32 protein-coding genes are annotated in these 24,255 nt (G+C 58.6%); 18 read left to right on the top strand and 14 right to left on the bottom strand.

Going from position 1 to position 24,255, the window contains the following annotated elements; genetic code table 11:
• The 7 genes from ABQJ48_RS35885 to ABQJ48_RS35855 all read right to left on the bottom strand — a co-directional run.
• The coding region (locus ABQJ48_RS35885; protein WP_367842645.1) for a hypothetical protein at nt 1-258 on the bottom strand (258 nt) is incomplete at its 3' end.
• On the bottom strand, nt 259-825 hold the full coding sequence (locus tag ABQJ48_RS35880; RefSeq protein WP_367842644.1) for a DUF1064 domain-containing protein: 567 nt from the start codon (nt 823-825) through the stop codon (nt 259-261).
• A complete protein-coding gene (locus tag ABQJ48_RS35875) occupies nt 822-2,003 on the bottom strand; it encodes a replication protein (RefSeq protein WP_367842643.1) in 1,182 nt (393 codons plus the stop codon). The genes ABQJ48_RS35880 and ABQJ48_RS35875 overlap by 4 nt, the downstream gene beginning before the upstream one ends.
• 1 nt (nt 2,004) lies before the next feature.
• Complete coding sequence (locus tag ABQJ48_RS35870; protein ID WP_367842642.1) at nt 2,005-2,277, bottom strand: hypothetical protein; 273 nt, start codon at nt 2,275-2,277, stop codon at nt 2,005-2,007.
• The gene (locus tag ABQJ48_RS35865) at nt 2,277-2,876 is read right to left on the bottom strand and encodes a hypothetical protein (RefSeq protein WP_367842641.1); all 600 of its coding nucleotides are present in this window, start codon (nt 2,874-2,876) and stop codon (nt 2,277-2,279) included. Before ABQJ48_RS35865 ends, ABQJ48_RS35870 begins: the two co-directional genes overlap by 1 nt.
• Before the next feature lie 306 nt (nt 2,877-3,182).
• Nucleotides 3,183-3,404: a hypothetical protein gene (locus tag ABQJ48_RS35860; protein ID WP_367842135.1), complete on the bottom strand. Its 222-nt coding sequence runs from the start codon at nt 3,402-3,404 to the stop codon at nt 3,183-3,185.
• Between the two features lie 281 nt (nt 3,405-3,685).
• Nucleotides 3,686-4,009 (bottom strand): transcriptional regulator, encoded by a 324-nt coding sequence (locus ABQJ48_RS35855; protein WP_367842640.1) that lies wholly within the window; start codon nt 4,007-4,009, stop codon nt 3,686-3,688.
• Nucleotides 4,010-4,114: 105 nt separating this feature from the next.
• On the opposite strand from ABQJ48_RS35855, the gene ABQJ48_RS35850 reads away from it, so the two are divergent.
• The 12 genes from ABQJ48_RS35850 to ABQJ48_RS35795 all read left to right on the top strand — a co-directional run bounded on the left by ABQJ48_RS35850 (nt 4,115) and on the right by ABQJ48_RS35795 (nt 10,792).
• Nucleotides 4,115-4,990 carry a helix-turn-helix domain-containing protein gene (locus tag ABQJ48_RS35850; protein ID WP_367842639.1) on the top strand — a complete coding sequence of 292 codons (876 nt, stop codon included), beginning with the start codon at nt 4,115-4,117 and terminating at the stop codon, nt 4,988-4,990.
• A gap of 390 nt (nt 4,991-5,380) precedes the next feature.
• A complete protein-coding gene (locus ABQJ48_RS35845; protein ID WP_367842638.1) occupies nt 5,381-6,112 on the top strand; it encodes a helix-turn-helix domain-containing protein in 732 nt (243 codons plus the stop codon).
• Complete coding sequence (locus tag ABQJ48_RS35840) at nt 6,109-6,429, top strand: hypothetical protein (RefSeq protein WP_367842637.1); 321 nt, start codon at nt 6,109-6,111, stop codon at nt 6,427-6,429. The genes ABQJ48_RS35845 and ABQJ48_RS35840 overlap by 4 nt, the downstream gene beginning before the upstream one ends.
• A gap of 302 nt (nt 6,430-6,731) precedes the next feature.
• Nucleotides 6,732-6,941 (top strand): hypothetical protein, encoded by a 210-nt coding sequence (locus ABQJ48_RS35835; protein WP_367842636.1) that lies wholly within the window; start codon nt 6,732-6,734, stop codon nt 6,939-6,941.
• Entirely contained in the window at nt 6,941-7,069 is a 129-nt protein-coding gene (locus tag ABQJ48_RS35830; RefSeq protein WP_367842380.1) for a hypothetical protein, read from the top strand. Before ABQJ48_RS35835 ends, ABQJ48_RS35830 begins: the two co-directional genes overlap by 1 nt.
• An 18-nt stretch (nt 7,070-7,087) precedes the next feature.
• Nucleotides 7,088-7,249: a hypothetical protein gene (locus ABQJ48_RS35825; protein WP_367842635.1), complete on the top strand. Its 162-nt coding sequence runs from the start codon at nt 7,088-7,090 to the stop codon at nt 7,247-7,249.
• A gap of 32 nt (nt 7,250-7,281) precedes the next feature.
• The gene (locus ABQJ48_RS35820; protein ID WP_367842634.1) at nt 7,282-7,611 is read left to right on the top strand and encodes a hypothetical protein; all 330 of its coding nucleotides are present in this window, start codon (nt 7,282-7,284) and stop codon (nt 7,609-7,611) included.
• 43 nt (nt 7,612-7,654) lie between these two features.
• The gene (locus ABQJ48_RS35815) at nt 7,655-8,491 is read left to right on the top strand and encodes a YfdQ family protein (RefSeq protein ID WP_367842633.1); all 837 of its coding nucleotides are present in this window, start codon (nt 7,655-7,657) and stop codon (nt 8,489-8,491) included.
• A 73-nt stretch (nt 8,492-8,564) separates the two neighbouring features.
• Entirely contained in the window at nt 8,565-8,909 is a 345-nt protein-coding gene (locus tag ABQJ48_RS35810) for a hypothetical protein (RefSeq protein WP_367842632.1), read from the top strand.
• Complete coding sequence (locus ABQJ48_RS35805) at nt 8,906-9,562, top strand: hypothetical protein (protein WP_367842631.1); 657 nt, start codon at nt 8,906-8,908, stop codon at nt 9,560-9,562. The genes ABQJ48_RS35810 and ABQJ48_RS35805 overlap by 4 nt, the downstream gene beginning before the upstream one ends.
• Before the next feature lie 89 nt (nt 9,563-9,651).
• Nucleotides 9,652-9,849 carry a hypothetical protein gene (locus tag ABQJ48_RS35800; protein WP_367842630.1) on the top strand — a complete coding sequence of 66 codons (198 nt, stop codon included), beginning with the start codon at nt 9,652-9,654 and terminating at the stop codon, nt 9,847-9,849.
• 148 nt (nt 9,850-9,997) lie between these two features.
• Nucleotides 9,998-10,792, top strand: a complete 795-nt coding sequence (locus tag ABQJ48_RS35795) for a hypothetical protein (protein WP_367842629.1) — start codon at nt 9,998-10,000, stop codon at nt 10,790-10,792.
• A 264-nt stretch (nt 10,793-11,056) separates the two neighbouring features.
• Here the strand turns inward: ABQJ48_RS35795 and ABQJ48_RS35790 are convergent, their stop codons facing one another.
• Nucleotides 11,057-11,323 (bottom strand): hypothetical protein, encoded by a 267-nt coding sequence (locus ABQJ48_RS35790; RefSeq protein WP_367842628.1) that lies wholly within the window; start codon nt 11,321-11,323, stop codon nt 11,057-11,059.
• A gap of 77 nt (nt 11,324-11,400) precedes the next feature.
• Between ABQJ48_RS35790 and ABQJ48_RS35785 the strand changes: the two genes are divergently transcribed.
• The gene (locus ABQJ48_RS35785) at nt 11,401-11,886 is read left to right on the top strand and encodes a DUF1643 domain-containing protein (RefSeq protein ID WP_367842627.1); all 486 of its coding nucleotides are present in this window, start codon (nt 11,401-11,403) and stop codon (nt 11,884-11,886) included.
• Between the two features lie 934 nt (nt 11,887-12,820).
• Here the strand turns inward: ABQJ48_RS35785 and ABQJ48_RS35775 are convergent.
• From ABQJ48_RS35775 to ABQJ48_RS35755, 5 genes are all read right to left on the bottom strand, one after another.
• Nucleotides 12,821-13,048 (bottom strand): hypothetical protein, encoded by a 228-nt coding sequence (locus tag ABQJ48_RS35775; RefSeq protein ID WP_367842626.1) that lies wholly within the window; start codon nt 13,046-13,048, stop codon nt 12,821-12,823.
• A 57-nt stretch (nt 13,049-13,105) separates the two neighbouring features.
• Nucleotides 13,106-13,330, bottom strand: a complete 225-nt coding sequence (locus tag ABQJ48_RS35770; RefSeq protein WP_367842625.1) for a hypothetical protein — start codon at nt 13,328-13,330, stop codon at nt 13,106-13,108.
• 21 nt (nt 13,331-13,351) lie between these two features.
• A complete protein-coding gene (locus tag ABQJ48_RS35765; protein ID WP_367842624.1) occupies nt 13,352-13,621 on the bottom strand; it encodes a hypothetical protein in 270 nt (89 codons plus the stop codon).
• 42 nt (nt 13,622-13,663) lie between these two features.
• A complete protein-coding gene (locus ABQJ48_RS35760) occupies nt 13,664-13,882 on the bottom strand; it encodes a hypothetical protein (protein ID WP_367842623.1) in 219 nt (72 codons plus the stop codon).
• 201 nt (nt 13,883-14,083) lie between these two features.
• Nucleotides 14,084-14,266: a hypothetical protein gene (locus ABQJ48_RS35755; RefSeq protein ID WP_367842622.1), complete on the bottom strand. Its 183-nt coding sequence runs from the start codon at nt 14,264-14,266 to the stop codon at nt 14,084-14,086.
• Nucleotides 14,267-14,383: 117 nt separating this feature from the next.
• Between ABQJ48_RS35755 and ABQJ48_RS35750 the strand changes: the two genes are divergently transcribed.
• From ABQJ48_RS35750 to ABQJ48_RS35730, 5 genes are all read left to right on the top strand, one after another.
• Entirely contained in the window at nt 14,384-15,583 is a 1,200-nt protein-coding gene (locus ABQJ48_RS35750; protein WP_367842621.1) for a tyrosine-type recombinase/integrase, read from the top strand.
• Between the two features lie 273 nt (nt 15,584-15,856).
• The gene (locus ABQJ48_RS35745) at nt 15,857-18,772 is read left to right on the top strand and encodes a beta strand repeat-containing protein (protein WP_367842620.1); all 2,916 of its coding nucleotides are present in this window, start codon (nt 15,857-15,859) and stop codon (nt 18,770-18,772) included.
• A 238-nt stretch (nt 18,773-19,010) separates the two neighbouring features.
• Nucleotides 19,011-19,268, top strand: a complete 258-nt coding sequence (locus ABQJ48_RS35740) for a hypothetical protein (protein ID WP_367842619.1) — start codon at nt 19,011-19,013, stop codon at nt 19,266-19,268.
• A gap of 397 nt (nt 19,269-19,665) precedes the next feature.
• The gene (locus ABQJ48_RS35735) at nt 19,666-21,462 is read left to right on the top strand and encodes a hypothetical protein (RefSeq protein ID WP_367842618.1); all 1,797 of its coding nucleotides are present in this window, start codon (nt 19,666-19,668) and stop codon (nt 21,460-21,462) included.
• A gap of 656 nt (nt 21,463-22,118) precedes the next feature.
• Nucleotides 22,119-23,867 carry a methyl-accepting chemotaxis protein gene (locus tag ABQJ48_RS35730; RefSeq protein ID WP_367842617.1) on the top strand — a complete coding sequence of 583 codons (1,749 nt, stop codon included), beginning with the start codon at nt 22,119-22,121 and terminating at the stop codon, nt 23,865-23,867.
• A gap of 168 nt (nt 23,868-24,035) precedes the next feature.
• Here the strand turns inward: ABQJ48_RS35730 and ABQJ48_RS35725 are convergent.
• The coding region (locus tag ABQJ48_RS35725) for an EAL domain-containing protein (protein WP_367839097.1) at nt 24,036-24,255 on the bottom strand (220 nt) is incomplete at its 5' end.

Genomic DNA, 24,255 nt, shown 5'->3' with positions numbered 1-24,255 from the left:
CTTCCTGGCTAGATAGCGCGGATTCGGCCGATAGTCCGCGCTACGCGGGAACGGCTTGCCAGTCAGCTCATAGAGCGAGCGATAGCGCGATTCGCTCCCCTTCACGTGGCCGCTTTCCTTCAAAACGCGCAGCTTCTTCTTGACGCTCTCGTACGTGAAGCCGGTCGCAGTGCATATCTCGGCATTGGTCGAGTTGGGATTGAGCGCCAGAAATTCGCAGATCTCGCGCTGCTGTTTGCTCATGGTCGTGTATGCCATTTATTTGATCTCCTTCACCGTGATGCCGTGCTTGTCGAGCATCTGCTTGCGCTTCTGGATGTACGTCCGGTTCTTCCGTGTTACTTCGGACTTGACGTCCTCGACCACGAGTTTTCCGTCACGGACGTAGGTGAAATCCGCGACGTATGTCGATTTGCGTTCCCATGTGCCATCGTCGCGCTGCTTGCGCTCGGTGAGCACGAACGGGACTTGCAGCCGCAGATCGCCGATGAGCCCGGCGGCCTGCTGCTGAATCAGCTGGAACCAATGGGACCGCTCGCGCTGGCTGTCGAACTTGATGCCCTCGTGCTCGCACTTCGTGTTGCGGTATTTCGACGGCTTCTTCGCGGCGAGCGTCACCGGGTGCTGCCTGATCAGCGCCGGTGCAAGCGGATCGTTATCGTCGACGTCGTCCAACGCGCTCGTCTGCGGCGGGTTGCCGGTTTTTTCGTAGATTCGGCGTTGCGCGGTCGTCATGCCCGGTCGTGCGTCGTCACGCACGCGCGCGGTGCCCACGGTTGTTGTGCCAGCCGGGACTACCATCGGCCAGGGTGCTCGCTTTGTCATGCGTTACCTTCCTGTTTTGCAATCGCGGCCCGCACACGCGCCGCGACAGCCGGCATCGGGTCTTCGTCGGTGAACGGCACGCCCATTTCGATCGCCATCGCCCGGATGCCGCTCGCGGACCTGTCCCACTCTCCCGACGCCTTCGAGCCGTCCGGATTGCGCTTGATTGCCATGCGCCCCTTCACGTCGCCGTAGCCTTTCGGGCTGATCAGGTAATCGAAGCCCGCATGCGGCGGCAGTTCGACCTTGTCGCGCACAGCCGGGAAATAGCGCTTCCACGCTTCGGGATCCGCTGCCAGCTTCCCGAGGAACGCGCGGATTGCGCCCGCGCGCGCCTCGACAAAGACCGCTTCGTCCACCGTGCCGATACGCTCCCCGAGTGCCCCGTTGAAGGCTCGGATCACGGCAAGTTCGTCATTGGTGTACGCAGATTGGATTTCGTCCATCCAGCCGCCAGCGTTCAGCCATGTGCCAGCGTGAGGAATGAACTGTGGGTTCTGCCACTGCTCCGAAGTCCTGGCACGCTCAAGACCTGCCATCAGGTCGTTGAAGAGCTGCTCGTCCGGGTTGCGCTTGGCAAATGCTTTCTCCGCCGTGGTCTTCGATTTCTTCTTCGGGTATGCCGCCCAGAAAATCTCAAAGCGTTCGCGAAGCGAGCGCGAAAGGTTTTCTTTTGGAGTTGTCTTTTGGCTATGTTTTTTGGAGTTGTCTTTTGTGGGGGGGAATTCCCCCCCTTCAACCGGGGAATCTCCCCCCTCAAAAAAGGGAACTTCCCCCCCACTCAGGGGGGGATTTCCCCCCTGATAGCCGGGCTTATTCACAAGCTTGCGCGCGTCGGGCAGCTTCCACGTCGCATGACGCTTGTTGATGCTGTACGAACGCGCGTACCTGCCTTCGCCGCGTGTGATGATGTTCAGTTCGACCAGCTGGTTCAGGACGATCCGCACATCAGACGGGTCGATGCCGGTCTCAGCGGCGAACTGGGTACGGGAAATGTCGTCGACGGACTTGTTGAAGCCGTACGTCTGCCACATCACGACATCGAGAATGCAGCGCTGGTTTGACGTCAGCCGGGCCCAGGTGATCGCTCGCGCCAGCTCGTTGGCGACGCGCATGTAGCCGTCTTCGAGTTGCGCGCCGCGGTGTTCGGGCAAGTGCAGGACGTCGGCGAGTGCCATGTCAGTTCGCAGCGGGCAAACCGAGGGTTTCGTTCAGCGCGCCAGTTGCAGCGCACTTCTGCGTGCCGTGAACCTTAAGCGCCTCGTCCCTCAGCAGCTCGAACACGCGCCCGCACACGCTCGACAGGCGCAGATTCGTGCGGTCGGCGATCTCCTGCCGCGTGAGCGTCAGGTGCGGGCTGTAGAAGAGATTGAGGATCATCTGCTTCTGCGTGCAGCGTTTCGTGCCGGTGACCGCGTCGTAACCGGCCAGTTGCGTATGTGTGGGTCGCATCAGGACACCTTCCGGAGTTGTTCGGGTTTGACCGGTTCGCCAGTCGTCGAAAGAGCCGACTCGACGACGCGCAGAGTGCGTTGCTTGATGCGGATGTCGTCGACCAGGCTGCTATGAAGGCGCGGCAGCTCGCCGGGATCGATACCGTCGAGCAGATCGGCTGCGTCGGCTTCGGTCCGGTGGTTGGCGCGCATGATCGTTTGCACCAACTCGTGCGCGTTGAGTTCCGCCTTCGGGTCGTAATGACGGGCGCGACTCACGCAATCGATCTGCGCGAGGATCTCGTTCAGCAGGTCGACCCTGCGCTGGATCGGCAGCGCCGCGAGAATCGAGTTTTCGAAGTTGGCCGGCATCAGGTTGTTGTCTTTCGACTCGTCGTCGAGCCAGCGCCAGATGCGATCAGCGTGGTTCTTCTGCGTCGAGTAGACGTCCGCGCTGCGATCGAAAACGATAACGCCGGACAGATGGCCGCCGATGCGCTCGTGCGCCGCAACGATCTCAGCCGCGGCCGTCTCGCGACTCCAGCCATGCGACTTGCGCCAGGCTGCGACATGGTCGCGGATGATCTGGATTCGGGACTTGTGCGAACTGTCTCGCATGATCTGTCACTCGTTAGTGGCTATATTGGCTGCACGCGATGAGGACTACTAAGCCCACGCGTGCGACAGGGAGAGAAAAATGAAAACGGCTTCTACTGCTTACGCTACGGGAACCACCGCCGCTGACGGCGCCGCGATCACTTCGTTACTGCTGCTCGCGGCGCTGCAGCCTCTTTCAACGCCTCAAACGACTCCGTCAAAGCCTCGCGTACCGTCTTTAACTCATCGGGATGCCGTAGGCCGCGAACGACAATCGCGCACAGCGTCTCGCGGATCTGTTTCTGCTCGGATGCGTTAAGCGCCATTTCAGGCCGCCGGCAGCATGTAGGCCATGACGAAGCCCTTGCACGGCTCGTTGCGCACCGGCTGGTCGAAGAACACGCGCGACGACAGCGTTTCGACCGTCCCGCCCTTCGTCTCTTCGACATGGAATGCGGCCGGGTTCCCTGCGCGGATCTTCGCGATGACTGAATCGAGCGTGTCGCTCGTTGCGCGGCGAAGCATGTCTTGATGGTGCGGAAGATGCATTTGGATTTCCCTGCATTCAAAAATGCGCTCGTCCTCGCAGAGCAAGGCGTTGCGCGTGTGTAAAGGTGAAGGTTCACCGATCCGTTCGTGGATTCTGCTCAGCGCGTCACGTCCTGGATGGGCCACCTGACGCCCCGATAGGGCTCCGCCAGTACGCGCGCGTAATCGCCAGTTCCTCCGGAGTGAGCTCGCGACGCGTGCGCAAAACTTGGCTTGCCGCCCAATGCGTTAGCGCTGGGCGGATTAGCCGAAGCACAGACCGCCCATACAGTTTCGTCATGTTAGGCAGCCTCCCGCCTGCACGCAGAGGCAAACTTTGTGGTTTTGTTCACGCCACCCACGGGCGGCTGAGCGTCATCCGAAGCATCTTGGCTGGCCACTTGCACAAGCTCTGGCCAGATGGCGCTCCAGTCGTCTAGCCGAAGCATTTGGCGGGTCACGACGCCGTTGGTCGCTTGCTCGATCGGAGTACAGTGCTCGATGGGAACTTTACGGTCCGCGGCCATCCACTGATGTACGGCGCCCTTCGTCACGCCCAGGATGTCAGCCAGTGCCTTGAAACTGCCGACAGCCTCTGCGGCGATCGCGATGGGGTGCTTGGTCATTTGTCAGTCCGGCGTAAGTGAGCTTTGACCAAGTATAGATTTACTAGACATTAAAGTAAAGAAAAACGAGACCCAGGTCGTTTAGATTTCCTATACCCTCCGCGCATGGAAATGAGAAACTGGATTCGGTCCGCCCGGAAGAAAGCCGATCTAACGCAAGAACAGCTCGGCGAAAAGCTCGGAGTGACCAAAGGAAACGTGTCTGCCTGGGAAAACGGCAGGCACGAGCCCAGCTATGCTCAGGTCCAAGAGATTTCGGTTGTCACGAAGTGCCCAATGCCGGACTCTCAGCCAGGCATATCCATTACAACCGCCCTCGACAGCAAGGATGTTGCCGAGCGCGTGCAGGAAATGCTCACAGAAACTGGCATGGACAGCGCCGCCTTCGCGGAAAAGACCAAAGTTCCTCATGAAAGAGTGGACTCGTGGCTGGCGGGCGCTCCGATCAGCGTTGAAGACGCTGTCGCGATCCAAACCGCTTTCGGCTACAACAGCGCCTGGGTGTTGGCGCGCGTGGGCCAAAAAAAGGCTGCTATCCAGCATAACGATGAGTTCCGCCCCAAAGGCCTAGGGAAGCGGAAACGACTAGCGGTGGTAGGAATGGCGCAACTTGGCGACAACGGTTTCTGGGCCGACATCGAATATCCGGTGGGCCACGGAGATGGTTACATTGACTGGCCGACGTCCGATCCGGACGCATATGCAATAGAGTGCTCGGGCGACTCCATGAGGCCTCGAATCAAGCATGGGGAGTACGTCATCATCGAACCGAATCACCCGATCCAACCCGGCGAAGAGGTGATGGTCAAGTCGAAAGACGGCCGCGTGATGGTCAAAGAATTGGCCTACAAATCAGCCGGCCGCTACACGCTGCTCTCAATAAATGAGTCGCACGGCAAGATAACGCTGAGAGACGACGAGATCGACAAGATGCACTATGTGGCGGGTATCGCCAAACGATCAATGTGGCGCCCAGACTGATCTAGCCCAGAGAGGCTACAGTACTTTCGACAAACCATGGGTTCCAATCGGCTGCATCAACACATGTTTGCGAACCTGACGCACCAGTGTTGACGTGTGGCGCCAGAGCGCGCAAACGACGGCCGCCCTTCACCGCAATGCGCGCCGCCGAGCCCAGCAGATCAAAGAGATGCAGCTCGATCACAAATATGTGTTAAAGTTTTCCCGAAATCGTGCGATATAAGATCAGAGAGTGGATTGATCCACGAACGAAAATTGGAGTCTTCCAGGAAGGCTACGATGCTCTCGTCGAGCCAGGGGACTCTAGATGCGACGACCGCCTGCGGTACCTTCGCGATCAACCGCCTCATATGTGGCGTGACCCTCATGCCAAGAAACTGAGCTGGGAATATGATGAAGACTGCAAAGACATCTACGAAATTCGCTTTAAGTCAAACAACCTTCAACAACGTCCCATGGGTTATTTTGGACCCGGCAAAGACGAGTTCACTGTTGTCATCTGGGTCACCCACAAAGAACGACACAGTGTCAGCAACTTTTGCTCAAAAGCCAAACAGCGTTGGGCAGATGTTCGAGCAGGACGTGTCGCCACTAAAGAGGTTGAGATCGACTAAGCCGAGCAAGCGCCTACTGAAAATGCGCTCAAAGGCATACCGCGCAGGCATGGCCGAAGCGAACGCGGGCAATAGAATTGCGTTCCAGATCAGGCTCTTGCGGGAAGCTGCGGGGATGTCGCAGACGGATCTCGCGGAAAAACTTGGAACTCGCCAAAGTGCTGTGGCACGCCTTGAAGATCCAAATTACGGCAAACAATCACTGTCCGCTCTGCACAAAATAGCAGCAATTTTCGATGTGGCAACGTGGGTTGAATTTGTGCCGTTCTCCACTCTCGTTCAGCGAACGGCCGATCTGTCACCGGCGGCATTGACCCCAGCGTCATATCCGAAGGAGTTTGATGAAGACGGCCAGCCTAATACGTCTGTAAGCTTGGCGTTTGACGGGAGCGCGATCTGCGCCACAAACTTTGTACGGACGGCCGGGAGCGCCGCTTCACTATTCATTCAAAGTCCGCAGGTCACCCACACGAAAACGTTTAGCTTGGACATTGAGAGAATTTCATGAGCAAGATAATTAAGTCAACTGAGAACGGAATGTCAGTGGTGACGGAAATCCCGGATGATGCGCCGCGGATTAGCGGGAACGGTTTCGGCCCTGCCCTCCTTGGATTTCCTACGACTATCGTTACTATTTTCCAGCAACAGCTCTCCGGACACTCGAAGCCGGACCACTTAGAGCGCAAAGTCGTTGCCACACTGGAGATTCCGACCATCTCCCTTCTTGAACTGGCGCAGACAGTACAGAAGGCGTTGCGAGAAAACAAAGCTGCGATGCAAGGTGCGATGGCACAAATGGTAGCATTCGTCGATAAAGATATTTGATTCACTGCTTGCTGCCAAACGCCCTGCCATTGCAGGGCTTTTTTTTGGCCGCAACCAGTAGAACCCGCAGGCATAGGTGCGGCTGAAGCATACGTGCTCGCACGGTCAGACTGCGAATTTACGGTTCTTTCATGTGTCCCGCCGAAGCGCGATCCGATCGCCTCCTGCCAAGGCCTTCTCGTGCAAATACCCCTTACGTTACAAATTTTCTGGACATTCAAGTCAAGTTTTTCTTGACCTATCTTGTCTAGTTTTTCTATACTTCATCTCATGCACTCACCGACCTACCGGGAGACCTTGAGATGAGCACCCTGCAAGTACCGGCGCCGCGATTTACCGAAGCAACGCGCCCGACCCACGAGACCCCGCAGTCCGAGAAAGCTGGCATGAGCGACGCCGAGCTCGAGCAGTACGCCCGCCGCACGACCAAGCGCCCGCTACTCTGCTTCGCGCTGCTAGCTGCCTCGCCGTTCATCGTCGAAGGAATCTGCCGCTTGCTGGGTGCCTGGTAATGCGCGATCTCAAATTCTGCCTGCGCATGTGCGCCGCCTTTGTAGTGATCATCCTGATTCTCGGCATCACAAAGAAATGGGACGACGCTGATACCGAACGTGTTCGCGTGTCGATGCGTAACACCTGATCCCGTAAAGGCTCACCAATGGTCTCGATCATCACATTCTCGTTAGCAGTCCTCTCTTCTATATGCGTTGGGGCGGCGATCGGGAGCATGGTCGGCGGCATGAATCGCGCAGCAAAAGCGCACCACGAGGCCTTTGGCGAACACAAATTCGATGCGCAGTATCCGCGCGTCGGTGATTAACCCACAGTCCTTCAAAGAACCGGAGTCAACCAATGAAGAAGGCTTTCACACAAACCTTGATGGAACTGCGCGGGGGCGCCGTCGTCGAGGAAGCGACAAACGAGCTCAACACGCTTGTCGCGATGGTCCGCGACACCGGCAAGGCCGGAAAGATCACGATCACGGTCGAGGTTAAGCCGTTCGCCAAAGTGCAGGACGCGCTTGAAGTGACCGGCAAGGTCGTTGCCACGCTGCCGAAGGAAAAGGAGTCGGCCGAAGTGTTTTTCCCGACCGTCGAAAACAATCTGTCGCGACACAGCGAGCGGCAGACCGAATTGCCCGGCATCTCGCTTGCCGATTCCCGATCTGTTGCGCACGGCTAACGCCCGCACAACAACCTCACCATTTACATCACACGGATAACCCATGCTTAAAGACTTCCAAGGCGAAAAAGACGCCGCCGCTATCCTCGCAGCTGGCATCTCGCTCGCCGGTCCGCACAAGAGCCCGCTCAACGACGGCGTACCGTTTGTGGTCGTTCCGGAAGGCTACAAGGTCGAACACCTGCTCGAACGCGACGAAAGCCCTGCACGTGCTACTGGCGTTGTGAAGCTTCGCGACGCCAACAGCTTCGTGTCTTACTTCAACCGTCAGAAGCGGCCCGAGAGCCTGATCTATGCATCGCTGGACCCGGCGAAGATCCTCGGCGTGATCGATGACCACCGCGCGTTCGATGCGGCGAACACCGGCAACCATGACGGCGCAAACTGGCGCGGCTATCGAGTCGAGTTCGCTGTGCCCGCGTCGCGTGAATGGAAGACTTGGACCGCCAAGGACCGTCAACCGCTGAGCCAGTTGGAACTCGCGGAGCTGATCGAGGACAACTTGCCGGACATCGTCAACCCGGATGGATCGACGATGCTGAGCATCGCCCTGAACTTTGAGGCGAGCAAGGAAGGAAATTTCGTATCGGCGTCCCGCCTGCAAGACGGCAGCACGACGTTTGTGTGGAAGGAAGACGTCAACGCCACCGGCAACAAGATCGCCATGCCGTCGCAGATCACGCTGTCGATCCCCGTCTTTGAGAACGGCGCGCCCTACTCGATCGACGCGCGCCTCAAATACCGCGTCAAAGATGGCGTGCTGAAGATCTGGTACGAGCTCGTGCGTCCGCACAAGGTGCTCGAAGTCGCGTTCCGCGCGATCTGGTCGCAGATCGAAGAACAGACAGAAACCAGAATCCTGCTTGGCTCCCCGGAGTAACGCCCGTAACCGCCAGGCGAATAAGGGGCAAATATTCGCCTGGCACATATCGGAACCCTGACTGGAAACCATCATGCGTTTTTTCATTGTGGGCGACGTCTGCCTTGAAGAAGTGATCGGCGAGCCGGTCGAGTTTGCGGAGGCACCGGGCGAGGTTTACGCCGTGCACCGCCCGCACATCGGCGATACCGATGCGATCTGCTACTGGCACGTTTCTCATGTTGAGACCGGCGTTCGGCTCAGCATGGGCGACTCGATCGACTTCGCAATCGAGAACGGCCGCCGCATCTTGGCGGGAAAAGCGCCGGATCAGATCAAAGGTGCTCTGGATGCTGCGCGCGCCCGCACGGCTGAAGCGAGGAGTCGCCTGCCGATTGGTCCGCTCGTGGGCGGTATCGCCATGAAGGTGGCGCCGTGAAGGAACGCCCGATCCTTTTCAGCGGACACATGGTGCGCGCTCTGCTCGACGGCAGCAAGACACAGACGCGTCGCGTTGTGAAGCTGCCGCACAACAACCCGCTCGGCCAGTGGGAGCCGACAACCATTGGCGGTGAGAACGGCGGCCGTACGGCTGCCGGTGAAGCTCTGCCGTTGCAAGGCGGGATCTGGCACACACGCACGGGCGATAGCCTGATGTGCCCGCATGGCCAGCCCGGCGACCGTCTGTGGGTGCGCGAGACGCACCTGAACTGGTGGAAACGCGACGAGGCGAACCCCGACGTCGCGCGCGTCTTTTCTCACGTCGCCGCATACGCCGCTGACGGTTACGAGCTTGAGCTCGGCGAGAAATGGATCCCGTCGATTCACATGCTGCGCGCGGCGTCCCGCATCACGCTCGATGTCACCGGCGTACGTGTCGAGCGACTGCAAGACATCTGCGAAGCCGACGCAATTGCTGAAGGCATCGCCAAGACGGCTGCCGGCTTCTGGAGCACCTACGGTCGAAGTGGCGTAGATGGCACCTACTCGCCTGTTTCGTCCTACCACTGTCTGTGGGACTCGATCAACGGCGCGGATTCGTGGGACGCCAACCCGTGGGTCTGGGTGGTCGAATTCAAGCGAGCCACCTGAATGTCCGGTCTCGAATGGTTCGCTCTCTCTGTATTAGGAGCGATAGCGGTGGGCGTGGGTTTGGGTTGGCTGAATGGACGGAGGAAACCATGAATCGAATGACGCAGTGCGAGCCCCGTAAGCATAACTACGAGTTCAAGGGCAATAAGACGTTCACCAGCATGACGATGACTCAGACGGGCACGCGCGTGCGCATGTCGGTGAATGCAGTCTACAAGTGCAAGGTGTGCGGAAAAGTCCGCAAGGCAGCGCCGAAGCATGGCGCGCCCGGCGACAGTCTCATCTAAGCGCCGAGTCCTGACGATGCCAATGAGAACGCAACCGGCATTACTCGCAGTCACGGCGACCGCTACTGCTGCGTGTCTGTCCATCCTCGCAGGCTGGCAGCGCGGCGGATGGGTTGCAGAGCGCGCGCTGTGGATCGCCGTCGGCGTCGTGCTGGTTGTGGCCGCTCACCTGTTCCCTGCCTTGTGCCGTTCGCATGGCTGGCGCATCCGGGTGCTTGGCGCCGTGCTGTGGCTCGCCTGCATGGCGGCTACCTGCTACGGCCATGCGGTTTTCTTTGTGATGGCGCAAAAGCATGCCGGCGAGCTGCGGGCCGGGGCCGTCCCGATGCTCGTGACTCACAGTCGCGGCCTGGCTCAGATCGCCGTCGACCGCGCCGACGCCGTGGCGCGACTGGCTCGTGTCGCCGAACGCCGGTGCGGCGAGCACTGCGCGACTGTCCGGATTGACGGCGCAACCCTGACCGCCCGCCTCAAAGCGCTCGACGTGGAAGCAGCAGAAGCAAAGCGCGCCGAGGCCGCCCAAGACAGCGCCGCCGCCGAGCGCGCCGCAGCGATGGCCGATCCGGTGACTGGCGCCCTGACGGCATTCGGCCTGCCAGTCGCGCACGCCGATCTGGTCGCGGGCCTCGCGTTCGCCGCCGTGCTCGAAGGTGTCGCCTGCTTCGCCTGGCTGCTCGCGCTCCGACCGGACGACGTGACCGAGATCACGGCAACGCCCGTCCAGCAAGGCAGTAACGCCGAGTCAGTCACGGCAGTAACGGACGCCAGTAACGCAGTAGCGGCGACGGAGTCAGCTGAAATCGAGAGTCCTGATGACGTTACCCGTGTGCGGGAAGCAGTCGCCGCTGGCACGCTGCGAGCGACCGTGACCGAGATCCGGAAGTTTCTCGGCTGCTCGCAGACCAAGGCTGCGGACATCCGCAAGCAGGTAGTGCCCACATGAAACTGGATTGCTCGGATTGCATACACAGCACGAGCGGCGAGCACCCGAAGTGCCGGCATCCGAGAAATCTCAGAGCCGACCTGTTTGACGAATACCCAGTTTTCCTGCTTGCCGAATCTCACAGGGCATTCGGCGGTGAAGATGAAGAACGTATGCCATCGATCTGCGGGAAGTCCGGGCGATGGTTCGATAACGGGGAGAAATTGAGGACACCATGACCACTAATACAGACGCTATGCCGACTACTGGAGAAAATACGTGAACTCATTTGTCCGGAAACCCGTTCGCGATTGCTTCACGAGCCCGCTCTTCAGCATCTCTGAACACTCTTTGGGGATCTCCGAAAGCATCCCCCCGCTCGATTTGGTACATGACGAAGTTTTTATACACGGCCGCGCCATCGAGCCTCGTGATCACCACGCGGGCGTAATAGCAGCCGCTCGGATCAGCATCACCCGGTCGGTATTCACGTTCGGCGTTAATGACGACCCTATATGGCGGGGCCTCAACCTCTTTATGCAAGACAGACATATCCGGCTCCATCGCCCTGACGAAGGGCTCTCAACATTATGCGCCGCTTCTTTCGCCAGGGATCAGGAGGCTCGATCGTGAGCGCCGTTATCAGCCCTTGCGGCACGTATCGCTATCGGCTGACGCGTGCCGCCGATTCGCTCGCGCCCATCAGCTCGACGGCCCTGTTCGTCATGCTCAACCCAAGCACCGCCGATGCGCAGCTCGACGACCCGACGATTCGCCGGTGCCGCGGCTTCGCGAAACTGTGGGACTGCAACGGCCTCGCGGTCGCGAACCTGTACGCGCTGCGCTCGACGAATCCGGCGGCACTCTGGACGCACCCCGACCCAGTCGGCCCCGAAAACGATGGCTACCTGTGGAACTTCGCCCGCGAGTGCGGCGACGTTGTATGCGCCTGGGGGTCGAACGCCAAGCCAGAAAGGGCTGCGCGCGTAGCCAGCATCATGCGTGACGCTGGCGCGCACCTTTGGTGTCTCGGCACGACCAAAGACGGATCGCCGCGCCATCCGCTGTATGTGCGCGCCGATCAACCGCTGATTGAATGGAGCGCGCGATCATGAGCGACGAGATTCTTGTGATTAAGCGTTTCAGCAAGGACGGCGGCGACTGGTGCATCAAGTGCGGCCACTGCGAAAGAATCATTGGGGTTGAGGACGGCGAGGAAGATGGAACGCCACGCGGCGAGCACTACAACCATCGCGGCATCCGCAGAGAATGGAGATGCGGCATGAGAGGCAACAAACGCTCGCTGTACGGGGCTATCGGGGGCGACCCAGCACCGTCAGTGGCACCCTCCCCCAGTCATCGTATTCAGCAGGCTTGCGCTCAGGGACTGGCTCGGCGGGCATGCTCGACTCGCATGCCGACCAAAGGCCGGCCGGTGATCCATTGGATGTGTTCTGCTTCATCCAGCAACCGCAAGAGGTGCATCGGTAAAGCACATAGCGTGTTATCGGCGCTTTTGGCGAGCCAAAAACACCCGATCCAAAGCGCTGGAGTTTTTCGTGTGGGAGGACGGTTGAAGCCTTTCGGATCAACGTCTCGCAAGCAAGACACCGTTCCATTTCACCCTCCTTTCGGAGACAACAGACCCATGCAATAAGCATAGGTCATTCCGGAGAGGGTCGAAGCAGAACTATCGCAAAGCGTCAGGATTGATTGAGCGAAGGCAGGAGCACAACGAATGATTGAAACCACGCGCAACCACTGGGGCGTGACATGGCGGCAGTTCTAGACCGACCGATTGACCTGACCGAGGAAAAGATCGTGCGCATGACCGGCTACCGCCGGCCGGGCAAGCAGATGGAGACGCTGAAGGCGCTCGGCATTCCGGCGCGCCGTCGCCAGCGTCCTGAAAGACGCGGGCGCATATCTCTGTTGTCTCGGCACGACAAAAGACGGCTCGCCGCGTCATCCACTCTATGTTCGGGCCGATCAACCGCTGATCGAATGGAGCTCACAGCCATGACTGCCTACAGCCTCACCTGTTTTCGGTCAGAGCTGATCGATATATACACGCGCATACGCGTCGGCAGCGTCTCGCGCCTCAGGCTCGGTATCGAAGAAGCCCGGTACGAGGTGCCGGTCCAAAATCGTCTCTTCGGTTCCGTCCAGCGCTTCTCTGACGAGCCTCAGCTCACCCTGCCATTGCGAAGCATCCGGGCCCGCCGAAGTGGCCGAGATTTCATACCAATAATTAAAGTACTTCGTGCGCGGAGTCATGTCGCCCTCCCTGTTTCACGGATGATGATAGTACCGGCGATAAGTGCAACAACCCCGTCAATGCTGCCCGGCGTTCAGCAGCATCCCAATCTGGCGCTCCGGCGGCCCGGCGAGAACGCGCGCAAACACGCCGCCGCAGCGCAGGCAGGTGTAGTGCTCCTCTACACGTGCATCCTTCACGGCGCCCGCGCCACTGAGCGTCAGGTCTTCGTGTGGCGCTGCGGCGGCCGGCTGCCCGTAAAGGTCAGCGCAAGGTGGGTAGGGTTGAATCCAGAGATCCATTTTGAACAACTAGAGCTGTGGTCAGCCGTTGTCGGCACCGGAAGCGCCTTTGAGAATCATGTCGACGCGCCGCTTGCCTTCGACATACCCCGCCTCTCGGGCTGCTTCTTCACTGCGGAAAGTGGTGACAAGTTCCTGGAAGCGAATGCTCTGCCCAGCGAGGTGGGCATCGGAACCGTGGCGACAGATGTAGCCCGAGTAATGCCACAAGGTGGTCGGGGCCGGGGGACCGTATGCAAGGATCGGCAGGACCCAGACTTCGTATCCGTTGTGTTCGATCTTGTCCCACATGGCTGTCTCCATCGTGATTTTCGAGAAATCGCAGCACGCTGCCTAAGCGCCATGCTCGTCGCACCACTGGATGGCCCAACGCTGCGCCGCCTCGAAAGCGTCCGCGTCGGAGCGATAGTCCCCGAGGTCGCCCGAATACTTCACTTCGACGAAATCGCCACCCGCGGAGACACGCCGGGAGATCTTTGCGCGAGCGTAATAACGGCCACCTTCATCGAGAGGCGAAGCGTCGATGTGGAACTCTTTGTAGTCAAACTGCATGGCCGTCTCCAAAAGATTGCTCTACTCGTCGTCGCTCCGGACAAGCTTTGGCCGCCCCGTCGCGTCTCCATCGACTCCGGATTTGCCTCTCGGTTCGAAGGTGCCGATCCGGACGCCCGACGCAATGGCTGGGACGCTAACCGGTGGGTATGGGCCGTCGAAAGCAAGCGCATTTTGAACTGAGCCACCTGCAAGGAACTGCTATTTACCAGTCTGACGCAGGACAAGCGCCCCGCGCTGACGCCCAAGGCTCTCCAGCTGGTTGCGTCGCTTGCAAAAAGGGCAAATGAAATAGAGGCCGAAGTCGTCGAGGCCGGGCTCAACCAACTTGGTCGGGATCTCTTGATGGCAGCGGATACATAGCCAGAACCCGGTGCCGGTCATGACCGCCTCCCATAGGGCAACAGGACACGAGAAATCAACGATAGGACAGATTCGCAGAATATCCAAGACACAGCGGATTAAAGGGCGCTTGCCCGTCCACGAGGAGTAAAAAACAAAATGAACTTACACATTACCGAGAAGGCGTTGAAAGATTTCGTCATGCCGGCGGGCAGGAACAAAGTAGTGGTGTTTGACCAGGAGCAGACCGGCTTTGCAGTCAACATCACTCACCGGGGCACCATGAGCTATGTCATCGTCTACCGCGATGCCCAAGGGAAGCAAAGACAGGAGAGGCTGGCCGGCGTGGGCGATGTCTCTGCGAATGCTGCGCGCGCCATGGCCCGAGTACGCCTAGCCGAATTGACAACGACCAGAACCCGAACAGTCGGTCCACGTCGGAGCTCTTGCCCCACCATGGACAGCTTCTTTTTTGAGACGTTTTTGCCAGCCGTGAAAAACATGAGTCGTTCGTACCGGGCACACGCCTCGATTTATCGCAACCATATTCAGCCGACTTTCGGTAAGAAACGACTGGACGAGGTCAGCGGGCAGGACATCATCGATTTCAACACAGCGCTGAAGGAAAAAATGGTGGCGGGCGGACGCTGGAAGACACAGGCCGACAAACCCCTGGCTGACGCAACCGTGAAACGCATCCTGATTCTGGCCCGCCACATCTTCAATGAAGCCATCCGAGATAAGAGCAACACCTTGAAGGAGAACCCGACGCACAGCTTGCAGCTCACGACCGTGCGCAAGGTCACTGGCAAGTTTCTGACATCTGGCCAGCTCGGCGCGCTGCTCCGCGCAGCTGGGGACTCGGATAACAAAAGCCTGCCCGACATCATTCGGGTGATGGGGGCTACGGGCCTGCGACGGGAGAACGTGCTGGCAATGGAGTGGGCATGGTTTGATGAAGCCCGGGGCACACTGACCGTGCCGGCTCCAGCCGACAAGGCCAAAAAGGGCTTCGTGCTGCATTTGTCGACGGGTGTGTTGGGGCTCTTGCGTAACCGTCGGCTCGCCGTGGACGGGCGGTGGGTGTTTCCCAATCCCAAGACCGGCAAGCCATACCATTCCTGCCGGGATGCTTGGGTCACTGCCCGGAACAAGGCCAATCTGCCCGAGTTGCGCATGCACGACCTGAGGCACACCTACGCATCGATGATGCTGGACTCCGGGTCGGATATTGTCGATGTGCAACATGCACTGGGACATACGCAACTCAAAACGACGGCCGTCTACCTGCATCTTACGGAGGCCCGCAAACGCGTACACGCGAATGCAGCCGCCAACGCTACGGGACTGTTTGCGTGAGCCTCAGTCCGAAAGTCATTCACCCCGCTCCGGCGGGGTTTTTTATTTGCTGCATCCGCAAGCCCCGCGAGCCACACAATTTCAAGCCTTGCTGACCTGCTGACTCGTGCTGTATCTGGCAAGCAGCTCCAGTCGGCGTGCCCTCGCCGATGATTTCCTGGTTGCCAGCCGCCGATACGAGTCAGCAGATTTGCTGACTCGTATAAAGAATCGATGGAAAGGTAAGGAAAACCATGAATTTTCGCAGTACTAATTAGAACGCTCACTACGGGTGTGGATAGCGCCACGCTGACGGGCAATGGCGTTGTCAACGGTGTCATTGGCTCGGGCACGACCAACGCAAACACCAGCACGTTCTCGGCTGGTGACAAAATTGCTGCAACCGGTAGCAACAACACGTTGAACATTGTGGATTTGTCGAGCGGCCCCGCGGGCACCAGCCTGCCTGGCGCAACGACGGTCAGCGGCGTGCAAACGGTTAACCTGACTTCTGGCGTGGCTACTGGCACGGCTAACTTCTCGGGCTTCACCGGCCTAACCACGTTGAACGTGGCGGAATCCGGTGGCGCAGCCGGCATCACCGCCGCAGCGACGACCGCAGTGAACCTGGTGGACAGCGCGGCCGCAGCCACGACCATCAATGTTTTGGGCGGCCAGAACGTTGCAGTCACGGCTAATGGCGTGACGGCTGGTGGCACCATCAACGTCGGCAGCTCGATCGCAGCGCCGGCTGGCACTGTGACAATCACCGAAAACATGCTGGCTACGCAAAGCGGCGTGAAGATCGCTGATGCGATCAACGTTACGGGCGGTACGACGGTTACCGTGAACGCTAACCTCAACGAACTGGCTGGCGCAGGTAACACCGTCACCGGCGGCGCAATCGGCGTTACTGGCACGGCATCGACAACCTCGGTCACGGTGAATCAGACCGCTGCTGCTACTGCAGCTGCTGCAACCACCGCCGTTCCTGGCGTTTCGCAAAACGTAAGCGCAGCGACCGCAGCGCCGGGCGTGCAGGCAGCAACGGCTGCAACACAAACAGCGGCAGTTGCTACGACCGCGGCAGTGGCAGGCGTGGTGGACGGCGCAGTTACGATCAGCGACGCAAACGCATCGTCGACCACCGCTACTAACACGATCACCTCCGTGTCGCTGGCGAACTTCGGCGCTGGCTCGGCCATCAACGACAACGCGCTGAGCTCGCTGTCCCTGACGGGCGGAGCCGGCACGCTGACCCTGACGAACAACGCAGCTACGCCGACGAACACCGCACTTGCACTGTCGCTGAATGGCGTAGGTTCGGTTTCCGCGACGACGGGCAGCGTGACCAGCGTCACGTTCGCTGATGCCAAGAACGAAATCACGACGTTGAATGTGACGACGGCGGGCAAGGATTCGTATCTGACCGTCACCGACACCAAGCTGGCCGCAATCAACGTGTCCGGTACCAACACGCTGAACCTGAGCACGGTTCCGACGACGGTCAAGACGATTACCGTCTCCGGCTCTGCAGGCTTCAACGACGGTGGTTCGCTGGCATCTGACACCGCGCTGACTTCGTTCACGACGACTTCGAGCGGCAAGATCACAGCGACGCTGGGCTCGAGCCAATCGTTCGTGGGTTCGACCGGTCAGGACGTGATCACGATCTCGACTGACGCGACGAAGGCGATCACTGGTGGTTCCGCAACGAACAACGAAATCATCTTCAACGCTGCCGCGACTTCGTTCAATACAACTTCGGCGAAGCTGACCAACGCCAACGTGACCGGCTTCACCACCTTCGGTCTGGGCGCAAGCGCCTCTGGTACCTATGACCTGAGCACGTTCAACTCGGGCTTCAAGGTCATCGACATCACTGCAGGCAACTTCGCTGCCGGCGTGAGCGATTCGATTGTCAACGCTGCTACTGGCACGTCGCTGAACATTTCCGGCCCAACCAGCGGTGTCACCGTTGGCGGCACGTCCAGCGACGCTGGCACGATCTCCGTTGCTTTCGCTGACACTACGGGTGCCTCGGACGCGGTCAGTCTGTCGATTGGCTCGGCGTTGCCCGCAAATGTCACCCTGGCCGGTTTGACGCTGGCGGATGCCAACGGCGTTGGTATCGGCACGTTGAACGTGACTACGGCAGGTAGCGATATTGGCAACCTCGGTGGCGCGCTCGACACCATTACCACGCTGACCGACAATGGTCTGTCTGTCCTGAACGTGAGCGGCACTGCAGGCCTGACGATTGGCGGACTGAACGAAGCATCGACGCAAGCCACTTCGTTCACTATCAACTCGATGGAGTCGGGTCAGAACGGCACGACGATTACCTCGTTCACTGATGCCAACCTCGGCAACCTGACGTTCAAGGGTACCGCTGCTGCTGACGTCGCCACGCTGACGACCGGTGGCGCAACTGTTACGTCACTGACGATTGCTAACTCGGGTACGGGTACGGCAACGGTTGGTGACGCCGCTGGTGGCGCAGGTCTGGGTTTCGGCACCACGCTGAAGTCGTTGACGCTGACGGGCAACGTTGCACTGGGTCTCACAGGTACCGGCGCAATGACTGCTACGGGCGCAACGACCGGCTTCACGCTGTCGGGTGCTACCGACAATGCGCACGTCAATATCAACCTGAGCGGCGCAGCAGCGGGCAGCACCGACGCAATCACGCTGGGTAATGGCAACAACAACATCGTCGACGGCTCGACCGCTGGTAAAGTCAACGTCACGGTGGGTTCGGGCCAGAACCTGATCGATGTGTCGGGTGGCGTGAAGGTATCGGGTTACGCAGCAACGGTTACGCTCGGTGCTCATACCGCCGCTGACCAAGTCAACGTTGGCACGATCACTGCAGCCGCGACTGCTGCAAACACGACGATCACCGGTGCTGTTAAGGGCGACATCCTCTTCATCGCTGACGCAACGTCCGTTGCACAAGCGACCACGGTCCAACAGACGTCGATCAGCGCTGCGGCGAACCTTGGGGCAGCTATCAACGCTGCGGACAGCCTTCTGACGGGAACGCACGGTGCACTTGCGTTCCAGTTCGGTGGCAACACGTACGTCCTTGAGTCGGCCGCTGCTGGTGCCGGTGCAACGACGGCTGCTGATACGCTCGTCCAGATCACGGGCGCGCATACGGTATCGTCGACGATGGTGAACACGCACGGCATCGTCCTGGCATCGTAATTCTTGCATCGTGGGCCCGGGCCGTTTCCGGGTCCATGGATGTGAGATGCATACGCAGGCGATGTTGCGCTTGGTCTAACCCTGCCTAGATTCATCGGGCAGGGTTTTTTGTTTTTGCCAATAACTTGGATAGCTAAGCAAAGTTTTCCGCAGCCACATAGGTCGGCCCTAAGAGGCTTTTATACTTTTCCAATTTACACATGTCGCTCAAAGAAAGACCCGGTGCACGGGCAAAAGCATGATGCCGCGATTACTCATCCCGACAGGCCGCTGGAAGATTGATGTCGACGCGGCCAACGAACAGTCCACCATCCGCCTGTGCGGGCGGGCGTTCCCCAACGTCTGGAGAGTCGAACAGCGAGTCGAGACCGTCGTGCTCACGCAGGACCAGGCGCAAGAACTGGTCTCCTCGCTGAACATGGCGTTGCTGGAACTGGAACTGCAACGGGCGGCTGACCTAGCTCGGGCCGCCGAGGGTGCCGGATACCCGCCGTAATCGCCGCACCGTCTGGAGATGCTGGCAAAGCTACAAACCGATCGGGTTTGAGAAAGTTAGGGACAACGAGGAACAACGTCGCGGAACGACCCCATTGCCGTCACTTGTCCTTTGGGCTGTAACGTCCACTTCCAACTCTCCAGCCGATCTTCGTGCATGCGGGGCAACACCGCTTGAGTTGCCGATGATCGCTCGTCCTTTCGGTCTGTCGTCGTGACCCCCGAGAAGACGGTGGCTTCTAAGAGAAGCAAACATTCGCGTGCCGATGCGAACTGCATCAGGCCCCTCATGAGATTTTCGGGCGTCTTCACTTAAGCGGCCCACTTCTTGACCGCGTTCAACTAAAATGAAGCGAAAGAAGCAAGGATCAAAATCAAAATAGTAGAGGAAATTCTTCATGTTCAAGCCGGCAACTTTATTCACCGGACTATACAGCCGTAAAACTCTGTTAGCACATCTTCTTTCCTTTGCCGTGGGGCTAGGTCTAATTCTAAGCTTAGGCCCGTCCCTGCAAATGTATTCATTTGCTCTTTTGAATAGCGGAGAGCCTTCGGTTTACTCATCTGTTTATGGTGAAAATTTAGTTGCGGTTCAACGATTTCAGGTTTGGCTTGTGAACATTCAGACACTGGAATTAAGCGTCGTCGCGCTGGTATTTGTTGGACTCGCCTATCGCATCAAAACAACAAGAGATATTTTCCTTCTCGCTGTCGGATATTTTTTTCTTGCGTTGACCGCACTTGATGTGTGGGGGTACTTCTCCACCGCGCCGAATATAGAAAAAGCAAATCTTTGGCAATGTGCAACCGCTAATCTCGTAGGCGGAGCACTGATAGGCGGCATTGTCCTAATCCTTCTCAAATTCAACGAGTGGATTCTGACATTTAGCCAAAGCGCGCGCTGGGCGACACAACTGCTGTCCCTCGCGATGCCACCTGGAATCGGTTTGCTGTCTGTTTTTGTGCTGTTCAATGTCGTCACACTCTTTTTTAAACCAACGCCGAGTCAGCTTGATTTAGTTCTATCGAAGGACATCAGTGCCTTATACATGGCAGAAGCAAAATCGTACGAATCACGAAAATCATCAGAGAAGTCCGAGGATAAGCCATTTGGCGTACTTTCTCAGCGTGCGAGTCTTCACTCGGATCTAACGGCAACGACCATAGGCGCTCCGCAGGCATTGAGTTGGAGTAAAGATGGGAGACCCGGAAAGTTTGATATTTCGCTGAGATTTTTCTCGGGATGTATCAGTTTCGATCAAGCGGCCAAGATTAATGATGCGGAAAATCGTTTTGAGTTAAAAGACGTTAGTAAAATACAGATAATCACGGATGCGGGAACAAGTTCGATCGAATTCAGAAAGAATGATGGCTTGCAAACCCAACTTATTAATAATGAAGGCACTCAGTTCTGGCTAACATCAGAGACAAAAGACAAAAAGGCCTTGGACATTTTGGCTCGCGATAACTCGATTCTTCGAGTTTTTAGCACCAACAACAAGCTCGACGCATTTATCAATCTTTACTTGGTAGAAATTGAAAAAAATGGAAATGTCAATAATTATAATAGAAATATAACTTTCACGGCGGATGGTCGCAGGTTTTCAGTCATACTCGCGCCGGGAACAAGAATCAGCCAGACAAGGAAGTCATTGTGTAAAGCTGTAACGGTGACGCGAGACATTGACGAGACCAAAGTTACCGTGAATACCGATACTATTTTGTCAGGGATTATCCTTGAGTTGAAACCCGAAGCGGAGTCAACGGTTTACTACGATGATGGTAAAGCTCCGCTGAATGTCAGCAAGGTGCATGGCAATATTCGCCTTGGGAATGTGCCGCCTCGCGACTTGTTGGATATGTCCGGCAGCGGAACGATCAATGGTTTGATCGTACGTAACGGCGTGAAAAGCTTGTTAGTCAACGATGTCAAACAGAAGTTGGCACCTCTCGAAGTTCTGAACATTCAGGAAGCCGATTTGCAGGCTTCGTTCGACGAAGTAGGTCAGCTACACGTCACGGGGCAAGCGACGGCTGCATATCGCGGCAAGAATCGGCTTAATCTCACCCGGTGGGAGCGCTTGGACACCGCTGTTAAAACTGCACTTCTCGCTGGAGCGCTCGCGCTCTTCGGGTCCGGCTTCACCTTCGTGTTCGCAATACTACGAAAAAACCCAGCGCCCGTCTGGAAATAAACGCGCGGGGTGCGGGCGTCGAAAGACGGCTCAGGGCTTCGAAAGGCGGCACCATTGCTACGCATAGAAGCCCCGGATGAACCGGGGCTTTGATTAGCAGCGGAAGTTCATGCGGCGCGTATCAGCGTTTCGGCTTGTTGGCTGCGGCTGATGCACGGCGGCGGCTTCAGAACGCTCACAAGAGTCGGCCAGATGCTCCGGCGCAAGTAACCCGAAGGTCTTCGGTGCTGGTCTGATCAAAACGCACAGGGCTTTCGGCGGGTTTCCTTCGCGTCCAAGTAAGTGAATGACCGCAAAGCGTCAGTCGCTGCCAGACGACGTTCGGCGGCATGTGGCCGTTCGCTGCCTTATGCGAACAGCATGCGCCGCCCGAGTCTTGAAGGGTAGCCATCGACGGCGGTCGATTTAACTGCGCCCATCGGCCCATTCTTTTTGCGATGACAATCTTCAGAGTGCTACGGACGTTGACATCGGCGCATTGAAAAGAATTAAACGCCGCTTTGAGTAATCAACGGGACATTTTTTTCGTGTCATGATAGAGGTGGTTTGGCTGCCCCTGAAGGCGCAGGGGCGAAGGATGTCGCCGTACCAGCCGGCGTCCCCCCGAGGACGAAGAAGAAAGAACCTCAGTCACAATAGATAGTACGGGGGCAATAATGACAGTCAGGCAAAAGCTTCGGGCATTAATGATCGTAACGGTGATTGCGATCGCGGGCGGCATCGTCGCGACGTGTCTGGGATTGAGCGCGATCAGCCACGCCCAGCACGACGTGCAAAGACGTGCCGTCCAGCTGCGAGGCCTGACCGAACTTAAGGCAAGCCTCCTGGCGACGCTGGAACTCGATCCGACTTCAGCCGACACCAAAAAGGTATTCGAGGATTCGGAGCAGAACGTCAGCCAATGGTCGAATACGATCGGCCCGATGTTCGCGACTCAGGCGCGCCGTGATCACTTCAACCAGGTGGCCAGCGCATGGCACGCCTACGATCACCAATCGCAACAGATCATCAGGCTGGCCGCGACCGATCCGAAGACCGCCAACGACCAGGTGACCGCCCTGTATCACTCGCAATTCCAGCCGCTGCAGGCTTCACTACAGTCGCTGATCAACGATCTCAGCACGGTCATGGAGCAGAGCAACGAACAAGCCGAAAGCACTGGTCAGCGCACGGCTTACACGGTGATCGCGATTCTGGTCGCCGTGCTGGTGATCGTGCTGGGCGGGGTCGTCGTGCTGTCGCGCTCGATTCAGCAGGCGCTCGGCGGGGAACCCGACTATGCCGCGCATCTGTGCAGGCAGATCGCGGGCGGCGACCTGAGCATCGCGGTCGAAGCGCCGACCGGCAATCAGGAAAACCTGCTGTCCGCAATGCGTGACATGAAGCAGCATCTGACCACTGTCATCCACCGCATCAAGCATTCGGCGGAATCGATCACCACCGGCGCGCACGAGATTGCGGCAGGTAACAACGATCTGTCTCAGCGTACCGAGGAACAGGCAGCCTCGCTTGAGGAAACCGCATCGAGTATGGAGCAGCTAGCCGGTACGGTGCGCCAGAGCGCAGAAAACGCACGGCAGGCCGCGTCGCTGGCCGAGAACGCGTCGGGCGTCGCACAGCGCGGCGGCGCCGTGGTCGGTCAGGTGGTCGAGACAATGCAGGGCATCTCCGAAAGCTCGTCCAAGGTCGCAGAAATCATCAGCGTGATCGAAGGGATTGCGTTCCAGACCAACATTCTCGCGCTCAATGCGGCGGTCGAAGCCGCGCGGGCAGGCGACCAGGGCCGCGGGTTCGCGGTGGTCGCAGCCGAGGTACGCTCGCTCGCGCAACGCAGCGGCACCGCGGCGAAAGAAATCAAGGAGCTGATCGACAGGTCGGTGTCGCGGGTGGATAGCGGCTCGCAACTGGTCGCGGAAGCGGGTCGCACGATCGGCGAGATCGTTGAGGCGGTGACACGCGTCACGGGCATCGTGAAGGAAATCGCGGCCGCATCGGAAGAGCAAAGCAGCGGGATCGACCAGGTCAACCGCGCGGTCAGCCAGATGGACGAGGTCACGCAGCAAAACGCGGCGCTGGTCGAACAGGCATCGGCTGCGACGCAGTCAATGTATCAGCAGGCGCAGGCGTTGCGGGAAGCGGTGTCGGTGTTCCGGGTGAGCGACGTTTTCGTGCCGCAACCGGCTCACGCGTCGGCGACGAAAGCATTGCCGACGCAGCGCCGCGATGATGCTTCGGGCAGGTTGCTCCAGGCGGCACGGCCGACCGCGAAACACGCGGCATCCCGCGCCGCGAGGGCCAGTCCTCCAGCCCTTCCCTCGATGCGTGCCGCACCAGTGGCATCTACCGCCCCCGCCGCGCCGGTCTCAGCGGCGGCTAACGCAACGGCCGACTGGGAGACCTTCTGACCGCGCGTCGCGGATTCTCCACCATAAGGGACTCTGTCGCCCGACTTGGGGACCGATACTCGCCCCGCCTTCATGCGCTTTTCTTCCTCTTTCCCCCATGGCACGGGACGTGTGAGCATGCGTCGGCTGAATCTTTCATTCTTCGGAGTGCAGTGAATGTGGTGCCATTCATCGCCAGCGCCGTTTCTTTTGCATCCGCAGTGACGTTCCACCGGCCTCGAGAAACGTGAGCAGAAGACTAATGACCATGGTTCGACCATAGAAAAAGCCCTGCCCGAAATCGGCTCCCGACTGGGTGACCACCGTATGATGGCTGGCGCTTTCCACGCCCTCCGCAACGACGGTCGCGCCGAACGGGCGAGCCGCATCGACTACCGCTGCCAGGCGC

It is taken from the genome of Paraburkholderia suaedae (assembly GCF_040812055.1).
GTDB lineage: Bacteria > Pseudomonadota > Gammaproteobacteria > Burkholderiales > Burkholderiaceae > Paraburkholderia.
Note: the sequence above shows the minus strand (reverse complement) of the source record. Positions and strands in the feature narration are given on the sequence as shown.

Coding starts and splice junctions, on each gene's coding strand:
- ABQJ48_RS35880 (WP_367842644.1), bottom strand. CDS start 825: ATGACAAAGCGAGCACCCTGGCCGATGGTAGTCCCGGCTGGCACAACA.
- ABQJ48_RS35875 (WP_367842643.1), bottom strand. CDS start 2,003: ATGGCACTCGCCGACGTCCTGCACTTGCCCGAACACCGCGGCGCGCAA.
- ABQJ48_RS35870 (WP_367842642.1), bottom strand. CDS start 2,277: ATGCGACCCACACATACGCAACTGGCCGGTTACGACGCGGTCACCGGC.
- ABQJ48_RS35865 (WP_367842641.1), bottom strand. CDS start 2,876: ATGCGAGACAGTTCGCACAAGTCCCGAATCCAGATCATCCGCGACCAT.
- ABQJ48_RS35860 (WP_367842135.1), bottom strand. CDS start 3,404: ATGCATCTTCCGCACCATCAAGACATGCTTCGCCGCGCAACGAGCGAC.
- ABQJ48_RS35855 (WP_367842640.1), bottom strand. CDS start 4,009: ATGACCAAGCACCCCATCGCGATCGCCGCAGAGGCTGTCGGCAGTTTC.
- ABQJ48_RS35850 (WP_367842639.1), top strand. CDS start 4,115: ATGGAAATGAGAAACTGGATTCGGTCCGCCCGGAAGAAAGCCGATCTA.
- ABQJ48_RS35845 (WP_367842638.1), top strand. CDS start 5,381: ATGATGAAGACTGCAAAGACATCTACGAAATTCGCTTTAAGTCAAACA.
- ABQJ48_RS35840 (WP_367842637.1), top strand. CDS start 6,109: ATGAGCAAGATAATTAAGTCAACTGAGAACGGAATGTCAGTGGTGACG.
- ABQJ48_RS35835 (WP_367842636.1), top strand. CDS start 6,732: ATGAGCACCCTGCAAGTACCGGCGCCGCGATTTACCGAAGCAACGCGC.
- ABQJ48_RS35830 (WP_367842380.1), top strand. CDS start 6,941: ATGCGCGATCTCAAATTCTGCCTGCGCATGTGCGCCGCCTTTGTAGTG.
- ABQJ48_RS35825 (WP_367842635.1), top strand. CDS start 7,088: ATGGTCTCGATCATCACATTCTCGTTAGCAGTCCTCTCTTCTATATGC.
- ABQJ48_RS35820 (WP_367842634.1), top strand. CDS start 7,282: ATGAAGAAGGCTTTCACACAAACCTTGATGGAACTGCGCGGGGGCGCC.
- ABQJ48_RS35815 (WP_367842633.1), top strand. CDS start 7,655: ATGCTTAAAGACTTCCAAGGCGAAAAAGACGCCGCCGCTATCCTCGCA.
- ABQJ48_RS35810 (WP_367842632.1), top strand. CDS start 8,565: ATGCGTTTTTTCATTGTGGGCGACGTCTGCCTTGAAGAAGTGATCGGC.
- ABQJ48_RS35800 (WP_367842630.1), top strand. CDS start 9,652: ATGAATCGAATGACGCAGTGCGAGCCCCGTAAGCATAACTACGAGTTC.
- ABQJ48_RS35790 (WP_367842628.1), bottom strand. CDS start 11,323: ATGTCTGTCTTGCATAAAGAGGTTGAGGCCCCGCCATATAGGGTCGTC.
- ABQJ48_RS35775 (WP_367842626.1), bottom strand. CDS start 13,048: ATGACTCCGCGCACGAAGTACTTTAATTATTGGTATGAAATCTCGGCC.
- ABQJ48_RS35770 (WP_367842625.1), bottom strand. CDS start 13,330: ATGGATCTCTGGATTCAACCCTACCCACCTTGCGCTGACCTTTACGGG.
- ABQJ48_RS35765 (WP_367842624.1), bottom strand. CDS start 13,621: ATGTGGGACAAGATCGAACACAACGGATACGAAGTCTGGGTCCTGCCG.
- ABQJ48_RS35760 (WP_367842623.1), bottom strand. CDS start 13,882: ATGCAGTTTGACTACAAAGAGTTCCACATCGACGCTTCGCCTCTCGAT.
- ABQJ48_RS35755 (WP_367842622.1), bottom strand. CDS start 14,266: ATGACCGGCACCGGGTTCTGGCTATGTATCCGCTGCCATCAAGAGATC.
- ABQJ48_RS35750 (WP_367842621.1), top strand. CDS start 14,384: ATGAACTTACACATTACCGAGAAGGCGTTGAAAGATTTCGTCATGCCG.
- ABQJ48_RS35740 (WP_367842619.1), top strand. CDS start 19,011: ATGATGCCGCGATTACTCATCCCGACAGGCCGCTGGAAGATTGATGTC.
- ABQJ48_RS35735 (WP_367842618.1), top strand. CDS start 19,666: ATGTTCAAGCCGGCAACTTTATTCACCGGACTATACAGCCGTAAAACT.
- ABQJ48_RS35730 (WP_367842617.1), top strand. CDS start 22,119: ATGACAGTCAGGCAAAAGCTTCGGGCATTAATGATCGTAACGGTGATT.